At 65.9% G+C, this 18,293-nt stretch carries 16 protein-coding genes; 8 read left to right on the top strand and 8 right to left on the bottom strand.

What is annotated here, in order from left to right; translation table 11 throughout:
• The first annotated feature begins 1 nt into the window (after position 1).
• Positions 2–2,803 carry an aminomethyl-transferring glycine dehydrogenase gene (gene gcvP / locus NYR58_RS02110; protein WP_261518756.1) on the top strand — a complete coding sequence of 934 codons (2,802 nt, stop codon included), beginning with the start codon at positions 2–4 and terminating at the stop codon, positions 2,801–2,803.
• 222 nt (positions 2,804–3,025) lie between these two features.
• The gene (parE, locus tag NYR58_RS02105) at positions 3,026–5,071 is read left to right on the top strand and encodes a DNA topoisomerase IV subunit B (protein ID WP_261518755.1); all 2,046 of its coding nucleotides are present in this window, start codon (positions 3,026–3,028) and stop codon (positions 5,069–5,071) included.
• Between the two features lie 23 nt (positions 5,072–5,094).
• On the opposite strand, the gene NYR58_RS02100 is transcribed toward parE, so the two are convergent.
• Positions 5,095–6,234, bottom strand: a complete 1,140-nt coding sequence (locus NYR58_RS02100) for a DUF2336 domain-containing protein (RefSeq protein WP_261518754.1) — start codon at positions 6,232–6,234, stop codon at positions 5,095–5,097.
• A 126-nt stretch (positions 6,235–6,360) separates the two neighbouring features.
• Here NYR58_RS02100 and NYR58_RS02095 point away from each other — a divergent pair, with 126 nt between their 5' ends.
• Positions 6,361–6,813, top strand: a complete 453-nt coding sequence (locus NYR58_RS02095; RefSeq protein ID WP_261518753.1) for a MaoC family dehydratase — start codon at positions 6,361–6,363, stop codon at positions 6,811–6,813.
• The gene (locus NYR58_RS02090) at positions 6,813–7,688 is read left to right on the top strand and encodes an HpcH/HpaI aldolase/citrate lyase family protein (RefSeq protein WP_261518752.1); all 876 of its coding nucleotides are present in this window, start codon (positions 6,813–6,815) and stop codon (positions 7,686–7,688) included. Before NYR58_RS02095 ends, NYR58_RS02090 begins: the two co-directional genes overlap by 1 nt.
• Before the next feature lie 42 nt (positions 7,689–7,730).
• On the opposite strand, the gene NYR58_RS02085 is transcribed toward NYR58_RS02090, so the two are convergent.
• The gene (locus tag NYR58_RS02085) at positions 7,731–8,339 is read right to left on the bottom strand and encodes a flavin reductase family protein (protein WP_261518751.1); all 609 of its coding nucleotides are present in this window, start codon (positions 8,337–8,339) and stop codon (positions 7,731–7,733) included.
• Between the two features lie 5 nt (positions 8,340–8,344).
• Entirely contained in the window at positions 8,345–8,905 is a 561-nt protein-coding gene (locus NYR58_RS02080; RefSeq protein WP_378074585.1) for a nitroreductase family protein, read from the bottom strand.
• A 120-nt stretch (positions 8,906–9,025) separates the two neighbouring features.
• On the opposite strand from NYR58_RS02080, the gene NYR58_RS02075 reads away from it, so the two are divergent.
• Positions 9,026–9,988 (top strand): hypothetical protein, encoded by a 963-nt coding sequence (locus NYR58_RS02075; protein WP_261518747.1) that lies wholly within the window; start codon positions 9,026–9,028, stop codon positions 9,986–9,988.
• On the opposite strand, the gene thrS is transcribed toward NYR58_RS02075, so the two are convergent.
• From thrS to NYR58_RS02060, 3 genes are all read right to left on the bottom strand, one after another.
• Complete coding sequence (thrS, locus tag NYR58_RS02070; protein WP_261518745.1) at positions 9,985–11,955, bottom strand: threonine--tRNA ligase; 1,971 nt, start codon at positions 11,953–11,955, stop codon at positions 9,985–9,987. The two genes, NYR58_RS02075 and thrS, sit on opposite strands and share 4 nt — an antisense overlap.
• Before the next feature lie 108 nt (positions 11,956–12,063).
• The gene (gene yidD / locus NYR58_RS02065; protein ID WP_261518744.1) at positions 12,064–12,372 is read right to left on the bottom strand and encodes a membrane protein insertion efficiency factor YidD; all 309 of its coding nucleotides are present in this window, start codon (positions 12,370–12,372) and stop codon (positions 12,064–12,066) included.
• Between the two features lie 79 nt (positions 12,373–12,451).
• Complete coding sequence (locus tag NYR58_RS02060; RefSeq protein ID WP_261518743.1) at positions 12,452–12,898, bottom strand: iron-sulfur cluster assembly scaffold protein; 447 nt, start codon at positions 12,896–12,898, stop codon at positions 12,452–12,454.
• A gap of 241 nt (positions 12,899–13,139) precedes the next feature.
• Here NYR58_RS02060 and folE point away from each other — a divergent pair, with 241 nt between their 5' ends.
• From folE to NYR58_RS02045, 3 genes are all read left to right on the top strand, one after another.
• Entirely contained in the window at positions 13,140–13,808 is a 669-nt protein-coding gene (gene folE, locus NYR58_RS02055; protein WP_261518742.1) for a GTP cyclohydrolase I FolE, read from the top strand.
• Between the two features lie 7 nt (positions 13,809–13,815).
• The gene (hisI, locus tag NYR58_RS02050) at positions 13,816–14,232 is read left to right on the top strand and encodes a phosphoribosyl-AMP cyclohydrolase (protein ID WP_261518844.1); all 417 of its coding nucleotides are present in this window, start codon (positions 13,816–13,818) and stop codon (positions 14,230–14,232) included.
• Between the two features lie 103 nt (positions 14,233–14,335).
• Positions 14,336–15,319: a patatin family protein gene (locus NYR58_RS02045; protein WP_261518741.1), complete on the top strand. Its 984-nt coding sequence runs from the start codon at positions 14,336–14,338 to the stop codon at positions 15,317–15,319.
• 3 nt (positions 15,320–15,322) lie between these two features.
• Here the strand turns inward: NYR58_RS02045 and recJ are convergent, their stop codons facing one another.
• A complete protein-coding gene (gene recJ / locus NYR58_RS02040) occupies positions 15,323–17,104 on the bottom strand; it encodes a single-stranded-DNA-specific exonuclease RecJ (protein ID WP_261518740.1) in 1,782 nt (593 codons plus the stop codon).
• A 59-nt stretch (positions 17,105–17,163) separates the two neighbouring features.
• Positions 17,164–18,141: a class II fructose-bisphosphatase gene (gene glpX, locus NYR58_RS02035; RefSeq protein ID WP_261518843.1), complete on the bottom strand. Its 978-nt coding sequence runs from the start codon at positions 18,139–18,141 to the stop codon at positions 17,164–17,166.
• Between the last annotated feature and the right edge of the window lie 152 nt (positions 18,142–18,293).

Below are 18,293 nucleotides of genomic sequence, written 5' to 3'. Positions count from 1 at the left end.
CATGCCCGAGACCACGCAACCCTTTGCCGCCCGCCATATCGGCCCGCGCGAGGAAGACACGAAAGCCATGCTGGCTGCCCTCGGCCTGCCTTCCCTGGCCACGCTGATTTCCCAGGCCGTGCCGAAGTCGATCCGCATGGAGCGGCCTCTAGCCCTGCCGGAGGCGGTTAGCGAGGCGGAGGCGCTGGCCGAGCTTCAGGCCCACATGCGCGAGAACACGGTTCTGAAGAGCTTCATCGGCGCCGGCTATCACGGCTGCCATGTGCCGCCGGTCATCAGCCGCAACATGTTCGAGAACCCGGCCTGGTACACCGCCTACACGCCTTACCAATCCGAAATCAGCCAGGGGCGGCTGGAGATGCTGTTCCATTTCCAGACTCTGGTAACGGAGCTTACGGGGCTGCCCGTCGCCTCCGCATCCCTTCTGGATGAGGCAACGGCGGTGGCCGAGGCGGTGGGAATCGCCTGGCGCCATCACCGGGCCAGGCGTAACAGGGTCTCGATTGCCGGTGCACTCCACCCGCAGACCCGCGACGTGATGGAAACGCGTGCCGAGCCGCTGGGCCTCAAGATCGGCAATGGCACGGTGGACGAGGAGACGTGTGCGCTGATTGTCCCCTGGGCGGACACCTTCGGCGTCTACGAGGACCACTCGGCCCTCATCGCGGAAGCCAAGGCCAAGGACGCGATCGTCGTTTTCGTCGCCGATCCCTTGGGCCTCGTCATGAGCGAAACCCCGGCTGCCCTCGGCGCCGAGATCGCGGTCGGCTCCATGCAGCGTTTCGGCGTTCCCATGGGCTTCGGCGGGCCGCACGCGGCCTATTGCGCCGTCTCGGACCGGCTGACGCGGCTGATGCCGGGCCGCCTCGTCGGCCAGTCGACGGATGCCCACGGCCGGCCGGGCTACCGCCTGGCCCTGCAGACGCGCGAACAGCATATCCGCCGCGACAAGGCCACGTCCAACATCTGCACGGCCCAGGCGCTGCTCGCCAACATGGCGGCCGCCTATGCCATCTGGCATGGGCCAGAGGGGCTGCGCGCCATTGCCTCCCGTGTCCACGCGCTTGCTTCGCGGCTTCACGCAGGGCTTCGGGATGCCGGCCTAACCGTTCTTGGTGAAAGGATTTTTGATACTGTAACCGTTGTCGTCAAAGGCAAGGCACAGGCAATTGCAGGCGAGGCTGAAAACGGTGGTCGCCTCCTGCGCGTGATCGACGAGGATCGCTTGGGCATCACCTTCGACGAGACATCCACCGAGGCCGACCTCGAAGCCATCGCCGCACTTTTCGGGGCTTCCCTCCCGCAGACCTGCCCACCCATCGCGCCCGCCGGGCCGCGCGGCAAGACGTTTCTCACCCAGCCGGTATTCCATGAGAACCGCTCGGAAACCGAAATGATGCGCTTCCTGCGCCGGCTGGCCGACAAGGACCTCGCCCTCGACCGGGCGATGATCCCGCTGGGCTCGTGCACCATGAAGCTGAACGCGGCGGCGGAGATGTTGCCGGTCAGCTGGCCGGAAGTGGCCGGATTGCACCCCTTCGCGCCCGACAGCCATGCCAGGGGCTACCGTCGGATGATCGAGGAACTGGAAGGCTGGCTTGCCGAGATCACCGGCTTCGACGCCGTGTCGATGCAGCCCAATGCCGGCAGCCAGGGGGAATATGCCGGTCTTCTGGCCATCCGGCGCTATCATCGCGCACGGGGCGAGGTGGAACGCGACGTCTGCCTCATTCCCTCCTCCGCCCACGGCACGAATCCCGCCTCCGCCTCCATGGCCGGCATGCGGGTGGTCGTCGTGCGCTGCACGGAGAACGGCGACATCGACCAGGAGGACCTGAAGGCCAAGGTGGAGGAGCATGGCGACCGGCTGGCTGCCCTGATGCTCACCTATCCTTCGACCCATGGCGTGTTCGAGGAAGGTGTGCGCGACATGTGCGCCACCATCCATGCCCATGGCGGGCAGGTCTATTTCGACGGCGCCAACCTCAACGCCATGGTGGGCCTTGCCCGCCCCGGCGACCTCGGGGCCGATGTCTGCCACATGAACCTGCACAAGACCTTCTGCATCCCGCATGGCGGCGGCGGGCCGGGCGTGGGGCCCATCGGCGTAAAGGCGCATCTGCAGCCCTTTCTGCCCGGACACGTTGTGCGGGGCTCCGGCCATGCGGTGGCTGCCGCTCCCTTCGGCAGCGCGTCCATCCTGCCGATCACATGGATGTACATCCGCATGATGGGCGCCGACGGCCTGAAACGGGCGACCGAAATGGCGATTCTCGCCGCCAACTACATCGCCGCGCGGCTGAAGGAGCACTATCCCGTTCTCTACAAGGGCCGCAACGACCGTGTGGCGCATGAATGCATTCTCGACACGCGCATTCTCAAGGAACGCGCCGGCATCACGGTGGAAGACGTTGCCAAGCGGCTGATCGACTATGGTTTCCATGCCCCCACGATGAGCTGGCCGGTGGCCGGCACGCTGATGGTGGAACCCACCGAGTCCGAGCCCAAGGGCGAGCTCGATCGCTTTTGCGAGGCGATGATCGCCATCGCAGAGGAGGTGGCGCGCGTCGAAAGGGGCGAATGGCCAAAGGACGACAATCCGCTCGTCAACGCGCCCCACACCGCCAGCGAGCTGATGGCCGAGAAATGGACGCACCCCTATTCGCGCGCGCAGGCCGCCTTCCCTTCCGGCGGCTTGGACGCCGCGTCGAAATACTGGCCGCCCGTCTCGCGCGTTGACAACGTGGCCGGCGACCGCAATCTCGTCTGCGCCTGCCCGCCCGTGGAGGCGCTGGCAAGCTGACCCTCGGCCGCCCGCCCCTCTCCTGTCCGGGATGGGCGGGCGGCACGTTGAAGGCGAAGCCTTCTTCGCCTATGACACGCGCCATGCCGGCTTGTCGCAATCGTGCCGGTGCGGCCCGCCGTCGGCCGGCACTCTTGAACGGAACCGGAACGGCCTTCGCTTTGCCACGAAAAGCATGGCAAGATCGCCGGTGATTCGCGGGGTACGGGAAGAGCTTACTTGATGGACGATACCAACGACCTCTTTGCGGGGCTGGATGCCAGCACCGAACGCCTCAAGCAGCCCGAAGCGCCGGCTGCCCCGCGGCGCAGCACCCAGCGCCAGGCCCGGCCGGATGCTGGCGACGGCTACAGCGCCGCCGACATCGAGGTCCTTGAGGGGCTTGAGCCGGTGCGCCGCAGACCCGGCATGTATGTCGGCGGCACCGATGACAAGGCCCTGCACCATCTCTTTGCCGAAGTCATCGACAATGCCATGGACGAGGCGGTGGCCGGCCACGCCACCTTCATCGAGGTGGAGCTCGATGCCGACGGGTTCCTTACCGTCACGGACAATGGCCGCGGCATCCCGGTCGATCCGCATCCGAAGTTCAAGAACAAGTCGGCGCTCGAAGTCATCATGACGACGCTGCATTCCGGCGGCAAGTTCGATTCCAAGGTGTACGAGACGAGCGGCGGCCTGCACGGCGTTGGCGTGTCCGTTGTCAACGCCCTGTCGGAAAGGCTGGAGGTGGAGGTGGCGCGCGGGCGCAAGCTCTATCGCCAGTGCTTCTCGCGCGGGGTGCCGCAGGGCGGTCTGGAGATGCTGGGCGATGTGCCGAACCGGCGCGGCACACGCGTGCGCTTCAAGCCCGACGCGCAGATCTTCGGCGCGGGAGCGCGGTTCCAGCCCGCCCGGCTCTACCGCATGGCCCGCTCCAAGGCCTATCTCTTCGGCGGTGTGGAAATCCGCTGGGCTTGCGCGCCCTCGCTCATCGCAGAAAAGGACGACACGCCGGAGAAGGCCACCTTCCATTTTCCGGGCGGCCTGAAGGACTTTCTCGCCGCCTCGCTCGACGGAGAATATCAGGTCACGCGTGAGCCCTTCTCCGGGCGCAGCGAGAAGCGCGGCGGCCATGGCGCCGTGGAATGGGCGGTCACCTGGTACGCAGGCGACGGCTTCCTGAACTCCTACTGCAACACGGTGCCCACGCCCGAGGGGGGAACGCACGAGCTGGGCTTCCGCTCGGCCCTGCTCAAGGGCCTGCGCGGCTATGCCGAACTCACCGGCAACAAGCGGGCCGCCATCATCACTGCCGAGGACGTGATGATCTCGGCTGCCGGCATGCTTTCGGTCTTCGTGCGCGAACCGGAGTTCGTCGGCCAGACCAAGGACAAATTGGCCACGGCGGCGGCCATGCGCATGGTCGAGAACGCGGTGCGCGATCCCTTCGACCACTGGTTGGCCGACAACCCGCAGGAAGCCTCAAAGCTGCTCGACTGGGTGATCGCGCGCGCCGACGAGCGCCTGAAGCGTCGTCAGGAGCGCGAGGTGAGCCGCAAGAGCGCGGTGCGCAAGCTGCGCCTGCCGGGCAAGCTGGCCGATTGCACGGCAAGCGCCGCTGCGGGCGCGGAAATCTTCATCGTCGAGGGCGATTCGGCCGGTGGCTCCGCCAAGCAGGCGCGCAACCGCGCCACGCAGGCCGTTCTGCCCCTGCGCGGCAAGATCCTGAACGTGGCCAGTGCCGGCTCCGACAAGCTTGCCGCAAACCAGCAGATATCCGATCTCGTGCAGGCGCTCGGCTGCGGTACGCGCTCGAAATATCGCGAGGACGATCTGCGCTACGAGCGCGTCATCATCATGACGGACGCGGATGTCGATGGCGCCCACATCGCCTCGCTGCTGATCACCTTCTTTTATCAGGAGATGCCGAAGCTCATCGAGAACGGGCACCTCTTTCTGGCCGTGCCACCGCTCTACAAGATCACCCAGGGCGGCAAGACCATGTATGCGCGCGACGACGCGCACAAGGAAGAGCTGCTTGCCACCGAGTTTACCGGCCGCGGCAAGATCGAGATCGGCCGCTTCAAGGGTCTGGGCGAGATGCTGCCGAGGCAGCTCAAGGAGACCACCATGGATCCCGCCCATCGCACGCTCCTGCGGATCGACGTTCTGGACAGCGCGGAAGCCACGAAGATGGCCGTCGAGGCGCTGATGGGCACAAAGCCCGAGGCGCGATTCCGCTTCATCCAGGAGAATGCGGAGTTTGTCGAGGATCTGGACATTTAGGGGCTGCCGATGCGGCAGCCTGCCTATGCCGCAGCCAGGGCGAGCGCCTGTTGGCGGGCATTCTCGCGCAGAACCTCCAGATGGATGCGCTTGAGAAGCGTGGCAAGCGCATCGCGGTCGCTCTGCGGGCCCGCCTCGCATCCCTCCAGCGCCTTCAGCATGTGCCAGGAGACCTCCTGCGGCCCGGCAATGCGCCTCCCGTTGGCCACTTCCCGCCAGATGCTCAGTGCCGCCAGAATCGGCGCGTGAGTGACGGGCTTCAGCCCGGCGCTGGAGAAAAGGGCGGCAAGCGCGCCGGCGCGGCCGCCGGACAGGAGCGCCTGCACGCGGCGTTCCCCGCGCCCGCTCAGCGCCGCAAGCGCGACGCCGAAGAAATCCACCTTTCCATGCGCCACGGCACGCGCCAGGAAAGCGGAGGTGAGATCGCCGCGAAGGCGAAGATGCTCCACGAGTGCGGCGTGCTCGCAAGACGCGGTGCGGTCGATCAGCGTGATTGACGCACGGACGCAGGCTTCCCGCGCGACATGTTCGGCACGTGTCGCCCCCATCAACGCCTTTACGATCGGTGCGGCCGACAACGCCTCACCGGTACGTACCACCAGCATGTGCCGGCAGTCCGGCGGCAGGCGCGGATCGGCGGCGAGCGCGGCGCGCAAGGCGCCGTTGCCCCCGTGACGCTCGATCATACGGCGAAAGCTGACCCCGGCGATCTGCGCGCCCTCGTTCCCCACGAGCGCCAGGCAGGCTTCCGCGGTACCGATCTCGGCAAGCGCCGCCGACAGCGCCATCGAGACGCGCGGCCGGCAGGCCAGAAGTCGCTGGATCTCCCCACCCGCCGTTGCCGCCCGGTCGACAAGATCGGAATCGGAAAGAAGCGGCGAGCGCAGGAGCACGGGCGCCGCCACCTCCGGCTGATCGTCGGCCAGTGCGGCCACCACCTGAGCCGGGGCACGATGGCTGAGCGAGAGGGTCTCCGAAAGCGCCAACCGCACCTTGGCCGAGGGATCGTCGAGCAGCAGCGTCAATGCCGCCTCGGCCGCCATGCGATCCTCGAAGCAAATGTCATCGCGGATGTAGGCGCGGGCCAGCGCCGCCGCCGCTGCCGCCCGTTCGGCCACCTTGGCCGTCTCGATCCATTTCAGGAAACGCTGGATTACGATCAATTGCCTGCCCCCAAACCCTGCGAGAAAGGCTAGCGGCAATTCGTATAGGAATGGTTTACCATACGCACGCTTGCCGGCCGGCGCGCCGGCCCCTATCAAGAACGTCGCAAGCCGGAGAAAGCCGATATGGCGGGACTTTATCTGGAAGATTTCACACCGGGCCACATCTTCAGGCATACGCTGCGCAAGACGGTGACGGAGAGCGACAACATGCTGTTCTCCGTCATGACGCTGAACCCGCAGCCGCTTCATATCGATTTCGACTTCGCCGGAAAGACCGAGTGGGGCAAGCCGCTGGTCAACTCTCTCTTCACCCTGGGGTTGATGATTGGCATCTCCGTGCACGACACCACCCTGGGCACCACCGTCGCCAATCTGGGCATGACGGAAACCACCTTCCCCCATCCCCTTTTCCACGGCGATACGGTGCGCGTGGAGACCGAGGTGAAAAGCGTGCGCGAATCGCGCTCGAAGCCGGATCGCGGCATCGTGGAGTTCGAGCACCGTGCCTACAACCAGCATGACCGGCTGGTGGCCCGCTGCCTGCGCCAGGCAATGATTCTCAAAAGGCCCGCCTGATGCGCTCGCTTCTGTTCGTTCCCGCCGATTCGGAAAAGAAGCTGGAAAGGGCGCTGCAAAGTGCGGCAGATGTGCTCATTCTGGACCTCGAGGATTCCGTGGCGCCGACGCGAAAAGCGGTTGCACGGCAGATCTGCACCGAATTCATGACCGCCCACGGCGATGCGTCCGCCCGTTTTTATGTGCGGGTGAACGCGCTTTCGAGCGGGCTTATCAACGATGACCTGGCCGCCGTGATGCCGGCGCGGCCCGCCGGTATCATGCTGCCAAAGGCAGAAGGCGGGCAGGATGTGGCGCAGCTTTCCATGAAGCTGCGGGTGCATGAGGCCGAAAACGGCATCGCGGACGGCGCGACGGCCATCCTGCCGATCATCACGGAGACCGCGCGGGGCGTCTTCTCGGCTGGCACCTACGCGCAGGCCAGCGCACGCCTTTCAGGCCTCACCTGGGGCGCGGAAGACCTTTCCGCCGAGGTCGGCGCGCGCACCGCGCGTGACGAGGAAGGGCGTTATACAGGCGTCTTCCAGCTTGCGCGGGCCACGACACTGCTTGCCGCCAGCGCGGCGGGCGTGGCGGCGGTGGATACGGTGTTTCCCAATTTTCGCGATCAGAGCCGGTTTGCGCGCGAGTGCATCGAGGCCGAGCGCGACGGCTTCACGGCCAAGATGGCGATTCACCCGGCGCAGGTGCCGGTCATCAACGCCGCCTTCACACCTTCGGAGAGCGCCATTGCCGAAGCGCGCCACATCATCGAAGCCTTCGAAAAGGCCGCAGACACAGGGGTGGCGAGCATAGAAGGTTCGATGGTGGATCGGCCGCATCTCATCCGGGCAAGGCGCATTCTGGAACGCGCCCGCCTGGCCTGGAGCAACTGATCGGTGCCGCCGGGAGACGGGAAGAGCGCCGCTCCCCTCCTCTCAGCGGTCTTTCCAACGCGGCCGGCGCATGGAAAAGGTCTCCGTGACCGCCGCATAGTCCATATAGCCGAGGCGGGCCAGGTTCTGCGCCCGCGTGACATCGAACAGCCCGTCGACGAGCATGGAATCGTCCACATGCACGCCCACCACCTCGCCGGTGACGACGAAGACGCCGGCGTGGCGACCCTGCAGGTCGCGCGGCTCCAGCACCTCGGTCACCTTGCATTCGAGCGTGGCCGCCGCTTCGGCGACACGCGGACAGGCGATGTTCCGGCAAGGCGCGGGCGTAAGCCCGGCCAGATCGAACTCGCTGACATCCGGCGGGGCGTCGATGGCCGTCTCGTTCATCTTACCGGCCAGAGAGAGGCTCACCAGGTTGACTGCGAACTCGCCCGTCTGGCGGGCGATCGAGGCACTGTCCTTCTCGCCCTCGGAGGAAAACCACACGAGATAGGGATTGGAAGAGAAGGCGTTGAAGAACGAATAGGGCGCCAGATTGAAACGCCCGTCCGGCCGGCGCGTGGAAATCCAACCGATGGGGCGCGGCGCCACGATGGCCTTGAAGGGATCGTGCGGCAGCCCGTGGCCGCTTTTCGGTTCGTAGAACATCGCCGTCAGTCCTCCCAGGGGCCGGCATAGTCGTTCACCAGCCCGGCAATGTCGGGGCGCGGCCGGTCGGGCGTGCCGCCGGGATGCCGTCCGATATGCACGAAGCCCACCACGCGCTCCTGCGGGGCAAGCCCCAGGATGCGCCGCCCTTCCTCGATGTCGGAGTACCAGTTGGTGATCATGTTGGCGTGATAGCCAAGCGCCCCTGCAGCATGGATCAGGTTCATGGCCGCCATGCCGGCCGAAAGGAACATCTCCCATTCGGGAATCTTCGTGCTTTCCTTTGGCGTGAAGATCACGCCGATCACCAAGGGCGCGCGCGAGAATCGCGTCAGCTCCTGGTTGCGCCGCGCCTCGTCGAGCGGCCCTTCGCGCGTCTCGGCCAGATTGGCCAGCATCCGCCCCACCCTCTCGCGCGCCTCGCCGCGATAGAGGATGAAGCGCCAGGGTGCGAGCATTCCATGGTCGGGAACGCGGGTGGCGACCCTGAGCATTGTCTCCACCTCGCCGTCGGAAGGTGCCGGCCCGGACAGCTCATGAATGGGCGGCGAACGGCGGGCGAGCATGAAGTCGATAACCTGCTGGTTCAAAGGCGGCTCCCTTGGGTGATGGATGCGCGACAAAGGCCGCGGTTCCGGGCATATGCGGCCTTGAAATTGCCACCCGGTTGGGCTTCAAAGCAACCCATGAGATTGCTTTCCGGGGGTTTCCTTTTCTTCGTCTTTGCCGCCCTTGCCGCGACGGCCCCGAGCGCCTTCGCGCAGGAGGACCTGCTTTCCTTGGACGAATTGCGGGTGCCCGGTCTCAACGAGTATGCCCCTCCCAGACAGAACGATCCGCTGGCCCTGGCGGAGACCGGAGAGGTGACGCTTTCGGCGCTGTTGAGCGAGGAATCGGAGGAGATTCCGGGCGGTCTCGTCTGGCGCATATTCGCGCCCGAGCCGGGGGCGGATGGCACGCTGCCGCTGGTGGCCACGGCGAAGGGCGGAACCAGCACCTTCATGCTGCCGCCCGGCGGGTATCTGGTGCATGCCGCCTATGGCCGCGCGGGCGCCACGAAGCGCATCACCGTCGGCCCGGAGCCCAAGACGGAGCAACTTGTGCTCGATGCCGGCGGTCTGAAGCTCGATGCGGTGCTGCCCGGCGGTATCCGCATTCCGCCGCAGCGCCTGCGCTTTTCGATCTATGAGAGCGAGCCGGACGCGACAGGCGAGCGACCGCTCATCATACCCGATGTGCAGCCCGATTCGGTGGTGCGTCTCAACGCGGGCACCTATCACGTCGTTTCCACCTACGGATCCGTCAACGCGGTGATCCGCGCCGACATCCGCGTGGAGGCAGGAGAGCTGACGGAAGCGACGGTGGAGCATCGCGCCGCCCCCGTGACGTTGAAGCTGGTGCGCGAGCCCGGCGGCGAGGCGATTGCCGATACGGCCTGGTCGATTCTCGCGGGAACCGGCGAGATGGTGCGCGAGATGGTCGGAGCCTACGCCTCCATGGTGCTTGCCGAAGGCGAATACACGGTGGTGGCGAAGAACCGCGACCGCATCTACCGGCGCGATTTCACCGTGGTGCCCGGCCGCCGGCAGGACGTCGAGCTGTTGCCCGACGACCTGGTGGATCCCGACGAGGAGATCATAACGGATTAGGACGCCGCGCGGCGCATGTCCGGCGGCGTCGCCTCCCCGGCAAGGCTTGCGACGGCTTCTTCCAGCGACAGCGAAGCCTGTTCGCGGCTGCCCAGCCGGCGCATGTTCACCGTGCGCTCCTCCGCTTCGCGCTTGCCGCAGACCAGGATAACCGGCACCTTGGCATGGCTGTGCTCGCGCACCTTGTAGTTGATCTTCTCGTTGCGCAGGTCGGTCTCCACCGTCAGCCCCGCCGCCTTCAGCCGCCCGGCCACCTCGCAAGCATAGGCGTCGGCATCGGAGGTGATGGTCGCCACCACCACCTGGACGGGAGCGAACCAGAGCGGAAAGTGACCGGCATAGTTCTCGATCAGGATGCCCAGGAAACGCTCCATCGAACCGCAGATGGCACGGTGGATCATCACCGGCTGCTTCTTCTCCGAATCCCTGTCGATGTAGAACGCACCAAAGCGCTCCGGCAGGTTGAAGTCGATCTGCGTTGTGCCGCACTGCCATTCGCGGCCGATGGCGTCCTTCAGCACATAGTCGAACTTCGGCCCGTAGAAGGCGCCGTCGCCGGGATTGATCGCGGTGGTGATACGGCTGTCGGAGCGGCCGATCTCCTCCAGAACCCCGGTCATGATCTCTTCGGCGTGATCCCAGAGCGCATCCGAGCCCACCCGCTTCTCCGGCCGCGTGGACAGGAAGACCTTGATCTCCTTGAAGCCGAAATCCGCGTAGGTGGACAGGATCAGCTCGTTGATCTTCAAGCACTCCTCGGCCAGCTGCTCCTCGGTGCAGAAGATGTGGGCATCGTCCTGGGTAAAGCCGCGCACACGCATCAGACCATGCAGCGCACCGGATGGCTCGTAGCGATGCACCGTGCCGAATTCGGCAAGGCGGATGGGCAGGTCGCGATAGGACTTCAAGCCATGCTTGAAGATCTGCACGTGGCCGGGGCAGTTCATGGGCTTGAGTGCGAAGACGCGCTTGTCTTCCGCCTCCTCGTCCGCGCACTCGACCTTGAACATGTTCTCCTTGTACCAGCCCCAGTGGCCGGAGGTCTGCCACAACGAATGGTCGAGCACCTGCGGTGCGTTGACCTCTTCATAGGTGCCATCGAGGCGACGGCGCATGTAGGAAACCAGGTTCTGGAAGAGACGCCAGCCCTTGGCGTGCCAGAACACCACGCCCGGCCCCTCCTCTTGGAAATGGAACAGGTCCATCTCGCGGCCAAGCCGGCGATGGTCGCGCTTCTCGGCCTCCTCCAGCATATGGAGGTACTGATCGAGCTGCTCCTGCGTTGCCCAGGCCGTGCCGTAGATACGGGTGAGCATCGCGTTCTCGGAATCGCCGCGCCAATAGGCGCCGGCCACCTTCATCAGCTTGAAGGCATTGCCGATCTGCCCGGTCGAGACCATGTGCGGGCCACGGCACAGGTCGAACCAATCACCCTGCGCGTAGATCTTGACATCCTCGCCCTCGGGGATCGCGTCGACCAGCTCGACCTTGTAGAACTCCCCCTTGTCGCGGAAAACCTGCCTTGCCCTCTCCCGCGGCCACACCTCCTTGGTGAAGGGCTTGTTGCGGGCGATGATCTCGCGCATCTTCTTTTCAATGACCGGCAGATCCTCCGGCGTGAAGGGCTCGTCGCGGGCGAAATCATAGTAGAAGCCGTTCTCGATCACCGGACCGATGGTCACCTGGGTGCCGGGGTAGAGCTCCTGCACAGCCTCGGCCATCACATGCGCCGCATCGTGACGGATGAGCTCCAGGGCGCGCGGGTCGTCACGGGTGATGATCTCGATGCGCCCCCCGGCCTCGCCGATCGGATCGGCAAGATCGCGCAGCGTGCCGTCGAGCGCGTAGGCAACGGCCTTCTTGGCCAGCGACTTCGAGATGGAGGCGGCAATATCGGCGCCCGTCGCCACCGCGTCGTATTCGCGTCGGGAGCCATCGGGAAATATGAGGGAAACGGCCTGGGCCATGACAGATCTCCTATCCAGTCCCGCCAACGAGCGCGGGTGGTGAAACAGCTTTGCGTTGGGCGGCCCGCATCTAGCCCCATCCGCTCGCCGCGTAAAGGCCCTTTCCCTTCAAAGCCGCCACAGGCGCCACGGCGCCCACCACCTGTGGCGCGGCGGCAGCGCCTCAGGCACCGGATCGACGCCATGGGTACCGCCCGGGCCGCAGCGCAGCACCCGAAACAGCCCCATCCATCCACCCGCCCACAGCCCGTGGCGGGCAATCGCCTCATACGCATATTCCGAGCAGGTGGGAAAATGCCGGCAGGAATTGCCCACGAAGCCCGAAAGCGTGAGCTGGTAGAAGCGCACGAACCCGGTGCCCAAAAGCCGTCCCGGCGTGCGCGGCCATTGACCTTGCCAGTTGCGGGAGAGTTTCATTCTTTCTCGACGACCGCTTGCCAACGAGGGCGGCAAAGACCGCGATCCTCGATAGGGGAGCCGTTTCGGCCCACTCTCCTCAAGCCGCCTTCTCTGCCTGCTTCTTCTCGATCTGATCGAGACAGTCGACCACCGCGTCGAACGTCAGCATGGTGGAGGCATGGCGGGCCTTGTAGTCGCGCACCGGCTCCAGATATTTCAGGTCGGAAAAGCGCCCGCCGGGCGGTGGCCCGCCCTCCTTCAGCATGCGCAACATGGCCTGGCGCACCTCCCGCAGCTCTTCGGCGCTGGCGCCGATCACATTGTTCGCCATGATGGAGGAGGAAGCCTGGCCCAAGGCGCATGCGCGCACCTCATGGGCGAAATCGCTCACCACCCCGTCCTCCATCTTCAGATCGACCGTGACGGTGGAACCGCACAGCCGGGAATGCGCGGTGGCGGTGGCATCCGGCTCTGCCAACCGGCCGATGCGGCCGATATTGCCCGCAAAGCCAAGAATTTTCGCATTGTAGACGTCGTCTATCATGAATTTCCGCCTGACGGCGCGGAGCAAGCACGGCTTGTCGCGCATATGTCTTTCATTCGCGCTCGGACCAACTATATAATGATCTCAGCCGGTGAAGGGCAAGAAGGGCCAGGAGGCCGTTTCCCCGCCGGACGCAAGCCGCTTTTCGGGCGGGACTGTGGAACGTTCCCGGAAAACCCGCGAAGGCCTTGAACCGTTCAACTCGTCCCTGCGAGACAGGGACTACGGGAGACGCCTCGTCATGGACGCAATCATCAAGAACTTCCCGCACCGGCCCGACTCTTCGGCGAAGGAAACGGGCAAGCCCGACTTCCTGGACAAGCGCGAGACCGACCGGCCGAGCAGGGAAGAGGCGGAAGCGGCCGTGCGTACCCTTCTGCGCTGGACCGGTGACGACCCGGAGCGCGAGGGATTGCGGGAAACGCCCCAGCGCGTTGTCAAGGCGTTTGAGGAGATGTTCGGCGGCTACGATCTTTGTCCCGCCGAGGAACTGGGGCGCACCTTCGAGGAAGTGGCGGGCTATGACGACCTGGTGCTGGTCAAGGACATTCCCTTCCACTCGCATTGCGAGCACCACATGGTGCCGATCGTCGGTAAGGCGCATGTCGGCTACCTCCCGAACGGCAAGGTGGTGGGCCTGTCGAAGATCGCGCGCGTGGTGGACATCTTCGCCCGCCGCCTGCAGACCCAGGAGGCGCTCACCGCGCAGGTCGCCGCTACCATCCAGCACGTTCTGGACCCGCTGGGCGTGGCCGTGATGATCGAGGCCGAGCACATGTGCATGGCCATGCGCGGCATCCGCAAACAGGGCTCGACGACGCTCACCTCCACCTTCACCGGCATCTTCAAGGAGAAGCCGGAGGAGCAGGTGCGCTTCGTCACCATGGTTCGCGACAGCCGTGGCGGCTGAGCCTGCCATGCCCGGCCTTGCCTTCTCCCCCCCTTCCCCCGACAAGCACGTTCTGGAGGAAGGAACCGCCTTCACGCCGCGCTTCGATGCCGACGGCCTGGTGACGGCCGTCGTTACCGATGCCGCCGACGGGGCGCTGCTCATGGTTGCGCACATGAATGCCGAGGCGCTTGCGAGGACTCTGGAGACCGGCATCGCGCATTACTGGTCGCGTTCGCGCCAGACCTTGTGGAAAAAGGGGGAGACTTCCGGCAATGTGCAGCATGTCGAAAGCATCGGCACCGATTGCGATCAGGATGCCGTGCATTTGAGCGTGCGCGTGGCCGGCGATGGCGCCACCTGCCACACCGGCCGGCGATCGTGCTTCTATCGCAAGGTGAGCCTCCAAAAGGGCGAGCCTGTCCTCGTGATGGCGGAAAAGTGATACTGTTGCCCTTCCGAGGGGTGGCTTCCTGATTTTCCCGCGTTCATATTCATAAAATGGATACGCGCCGGCGCCAGAATATGTCCCGGGGCAGGAGATGAAGATGCTCGAATGGGCGCAATACCGGGCGAGAAAAAGGGGCGAGGAGGCCGATCCCCCTTCCCCGCCGCCGTCCGCGCCGCCGGTACAGAAGGAAAGACGGCCCGGCATCGCGTTGGCGCTCGGTGGGGGTGCTGCGCGCGGCTGGGCCCATATCGGCGTCCTGCGGGCCCTGGAAGAGGAAGACATCCCCATCAGCATGATTGCCGGCACCTCCATCGGGGCGCTGGTCGGCGGTTGCTATCTTGCCGGCAAGCTGGACGCACTGGAGGAGTTTGCCCGTTCGCTGACGCGCCGGCGCATCTTCGGCCTGCTCGACCTTAACTTTGGCGGCAGCGGGCTGTTTGGCGGCATGAAGCTGACCAGCCGCATGGAAGAGCATCTGAGCGGCGTCACATTCGAGGATTTGTCTCGGCCCTTCGTCTGCGTGGCGGCCGAAATCCGCACGGGCCACGAAGTCTGGCTGTCGAGCGGCTCGCTGATCACCGCGATGCGGGCCTCCTACGCGCTTCCTGGCGTCTTCGAGCCCGTGGTCTGCAATGGCCGTGTTCTGGTGGACGGTGCGCTCGTCAACCCGGTTCCCGTCTCGGCCTGCCGCGCCTATGAGCAGCCGCTCGTCGTGGCGGTCAATCTGCACTACGACATTTTCGGCCGTGCCGCCGTCATCAAGCACTCGGCAGACCTGCCGGAGATGGAGAACGGTCAGACCGAAGGCCGCAAGACGCCGCTGGTCGTGGACAAGGGGCCGCGTCAGCGCGACGCCAGGCTGGGGATTACCGGCGTGATGGTTGAAGCCTTCAACATCATTCAGGACCGCATCTCGCGCGCCCGGATGGCCGGAGATCCGCCCGACATCTCGCTGCAGCCGAAGCTTGGCCAGATCGGGCTCACCGAGTTCTATCGGGCCGACGAGGCCATCAGGATCGGCTACAATTCCGCAAAGGCCCAGCTTCCGGAGCTGCACCGGCTGCTGAGCGTGCTTTCCTGACGGCTATTCCTCCGCCGCATCGGTGATGCGAAACTGGACGGAGCGCGAACCGTTCCAGTGGTTGGCGGCCAGCGTTCCCGCAAGATGAATCGTTGCGCCGCGGCGCGCCAGCAGGAAACGGCCGAGATCGCTTTCGGCGGCGCGGAAGGCGATGGCCGGCAAGCGGGTTCCCGAATGGGTGCGCAGATCGGCGCGCACATGCCCGTTGCCCACCACCTGCGCATCGGCAAGGCGATGGCGCGGCAGCGCCAGCACCGGCGCGGGATGGCCCGCACCATAGGGGCCGGCCGCCTCCAGCATGTCGAGAAGCTCGAAGGTCGCACCTTCCGCCGACAATGCGGCGTCGATATGCAGGCTCTCCACGGCACGCAAAGCTCCCACGGTATCGGCCGCCCGCTCCTCGAAAAAGGCGCGCAACCCCCCCAGCTTCGCCCGCTCCACGGTGATCCCGGCGGCCATGGCGTGACCGCCGCCCTTCTTAAGCAGCCCCTTCGCCACCGCCTCGCGCACCAGCCGGCCGAGATCGAAGCCGGCAATAGAGCGGCCGGAGCCGGTGCCCAGGCCGCTGCCGTCGAAGGCGATGGCAAAGGCGGGGCGTCGGGCGTGATCCTTCAGCCGCGAGGCAATCAGCCCGACAATGCCGGGGTGCCAGCGCTCGCTCGCCGTTACCAGAATCGCCGGCCCGTCGCCGGCGGCCAGCTCCGCGTCGGCCTCCGCGCGCGCCTCCGCCAGCATCTCCGTCTCCATGACCTGGCGCTCCCGGTTCAGCCGGTCGAGCGTCGCGGCAATCGTCTCCGCTTCCGACGGGTCCGATGAGGCCAGCAGCCGGCTGCCCAGCGCCGCGTCCCCGATGCGCCCCCCGGCATTGATGCGTGGTCCCAGGAGAAAGCCGAAATGGTAGGGATTGAGCGGCTCGCCGATGCGCGCCAGGCGGGCGAGCGCGGCAAGGCCCGGCGTCTTCATCTGGCGGGCCGCAAGCAATCCCTTGACGACGAAGGCGCGGTTGACGCCGACAAGCGGCACCACGTCGCAGACGGTGGCCAGCGCCACGAGATCGAGCAACGAGAGCAGATCGAAGGGCTGCGTGCGCGGCATCCTCTCCTGCAGGAGGCGGCGCGTGCGCACGAGGGCGAGAAACACCACGCCCGCGGCGCACAGATGCCCCTGGCCCGAAAGGTCGTCCTCCCTGTTTGGATTGACGAGCGGAACGCCATCGGGAAGCGCGCTGCCCACCTGATGGTGATCGAGCACCACAACATCCGCGCCGGCCTTCCGCGCGGCGGCGATGGCCTCCGCGCTGTTGGTGCCGCAATCCACGGTGATGATGAGCGAGGCGCGCTCGGCCAGCTCGCGCATGGCCTCCGGGTTGGGTCCGTATCCCTCGAAAATTCGGTCGGGAATATAGATTTCCGATTCCACCCCATAATGGGCGAGAAAGCGCTTCACCATCGCGGAAGACGCCGCCCCGTCGACATCATAATCGCCGAAGATCGCAACGCGCTCGCACCGCGCCGCCGCCCCTGCAATGCGAGAAGCCGCGCTGTCCATGTCGGTCAGCGTGATGGGGTCCGGCAGAAGATCGCGCAGGGACGGCGCCAGAAACCGGTCCGCCTCCTCAACGCCCACGCCGCGCCCGGCCAGAACCCGCGCCACGATCTCCGGCAGCCCCGTGCTCTGGGCCATGCCGAGCGCCAGGTTCTCGCCGCGCGCATCGAGCCGGTGGCGCCACGCCACGCCACGCGCCGACCGTCGCACGTCCAGGAAGTAACGTCTCTCGCCGTTCACGCCTGTTCTCCCGTCCTTGCCGGACGATAGACGTTCGACGGCATGAATTGCAGGCTGATTCAGAACTTATCCAAATCCTGATGCTGCGCCTTGATCTCGCGCACCGTTCGCGAGGAGGAGCGCATCACGATGGTGTGGGTGTGGATCGAATCGCGGGCAAAGCGGACGCCCGAGAGCAGATTCCCGTCGGTGACGCCGGTGGCGGCGAACAGCACATCGCCGCTGGCCATTTCCTCCATGCGGTACACCTTTTTCGGATCGGAAATGCCCATCTTCGCCGCGCGCGCGACCTTCTCCTCGGTGTTGAGCTGCAGGCGGCCCTGCATCTGGCCGCCGATACAGCGCAGCGCCGCGGCCGCCAGGACACCCTCCGGTGCGCCGCCGATGCCCATATAGATGTCGATGCCCGTCTCATCGGGATTGGTGGTGTGGATGACACCGGCCACGTCTCCATCGCCGATCAGGCGGATGGCCGCGCCCGTCGCCCGCACCGCCTCGACAAGGCGCGCATGGCGCGGACGGTCGAGAATGCAGGCGGTAATCTCCCGCACCGGCACGCCCTTTGCCTTGGCCAGGTTCTCGATGTTCTCCGCCGGCGGCGCGTCGAGATCGACGATGCCTTCGGGATAACCCGGACCGATGGCAATCTTCTCCATGTAGACATCCGGCGCGTAGAGCAGGCTGCCCCGCTCGGCGATGGCGATGACGGCCAGCGCATTGGGCAGGTTCTTCGCGCAGATGGTCGTGCCTTCCAAGGGGTCGAGCGCGATGTCCACCTCCGGCCCCTCGCCCACGCCCACCTCCTCGCCGATATAGAGCATCGGCGCCTCGTCACGCTCGCCCTCGCCGATCACCACGGTCCCGCGGATCGGCAGACGGTTGAGCTCGGAGCGCATGGCATCCACCGCTGCCTGGTCGGCAGCCTTCTCGTCGCCGCGCCCGCGCAGCCTGGCGGCAGCCACGGCGGCACGCTCGGTGACGCGAACGAGTTCGAGCGTCAGGATCCTGTCGAGACCGGCCTGGGGGTTCTTGGGCATGAAGGTCATCCCTGCTCTCCCGGAGGTGACGGCGGCCGCGCGGGCCGCGAAACATGTCGAGGCACCGTTTTGACAAAGTGCGCGAGAGACGGCAAGAGCCGTCGGGCCCCGCCTACAAACTTGAATCGATTGAATAATTGGAAAAGCCTCTC

Source organism: Chelativorans intermedius (assembly GCF_025398255.1).
Taxonomy (GTDB): Bacteria; Pseudomonadota; Alphaproteobacteria; order Rhizobiales; family Rhizobiaceae; genus Chelativorans; species Chelativorans intermedius.
The sequence above is the reverse complement of the archived record's forward strand: the minus strand, read 5'-3'. Positions and strand labels throughout refer to the sequence as shown.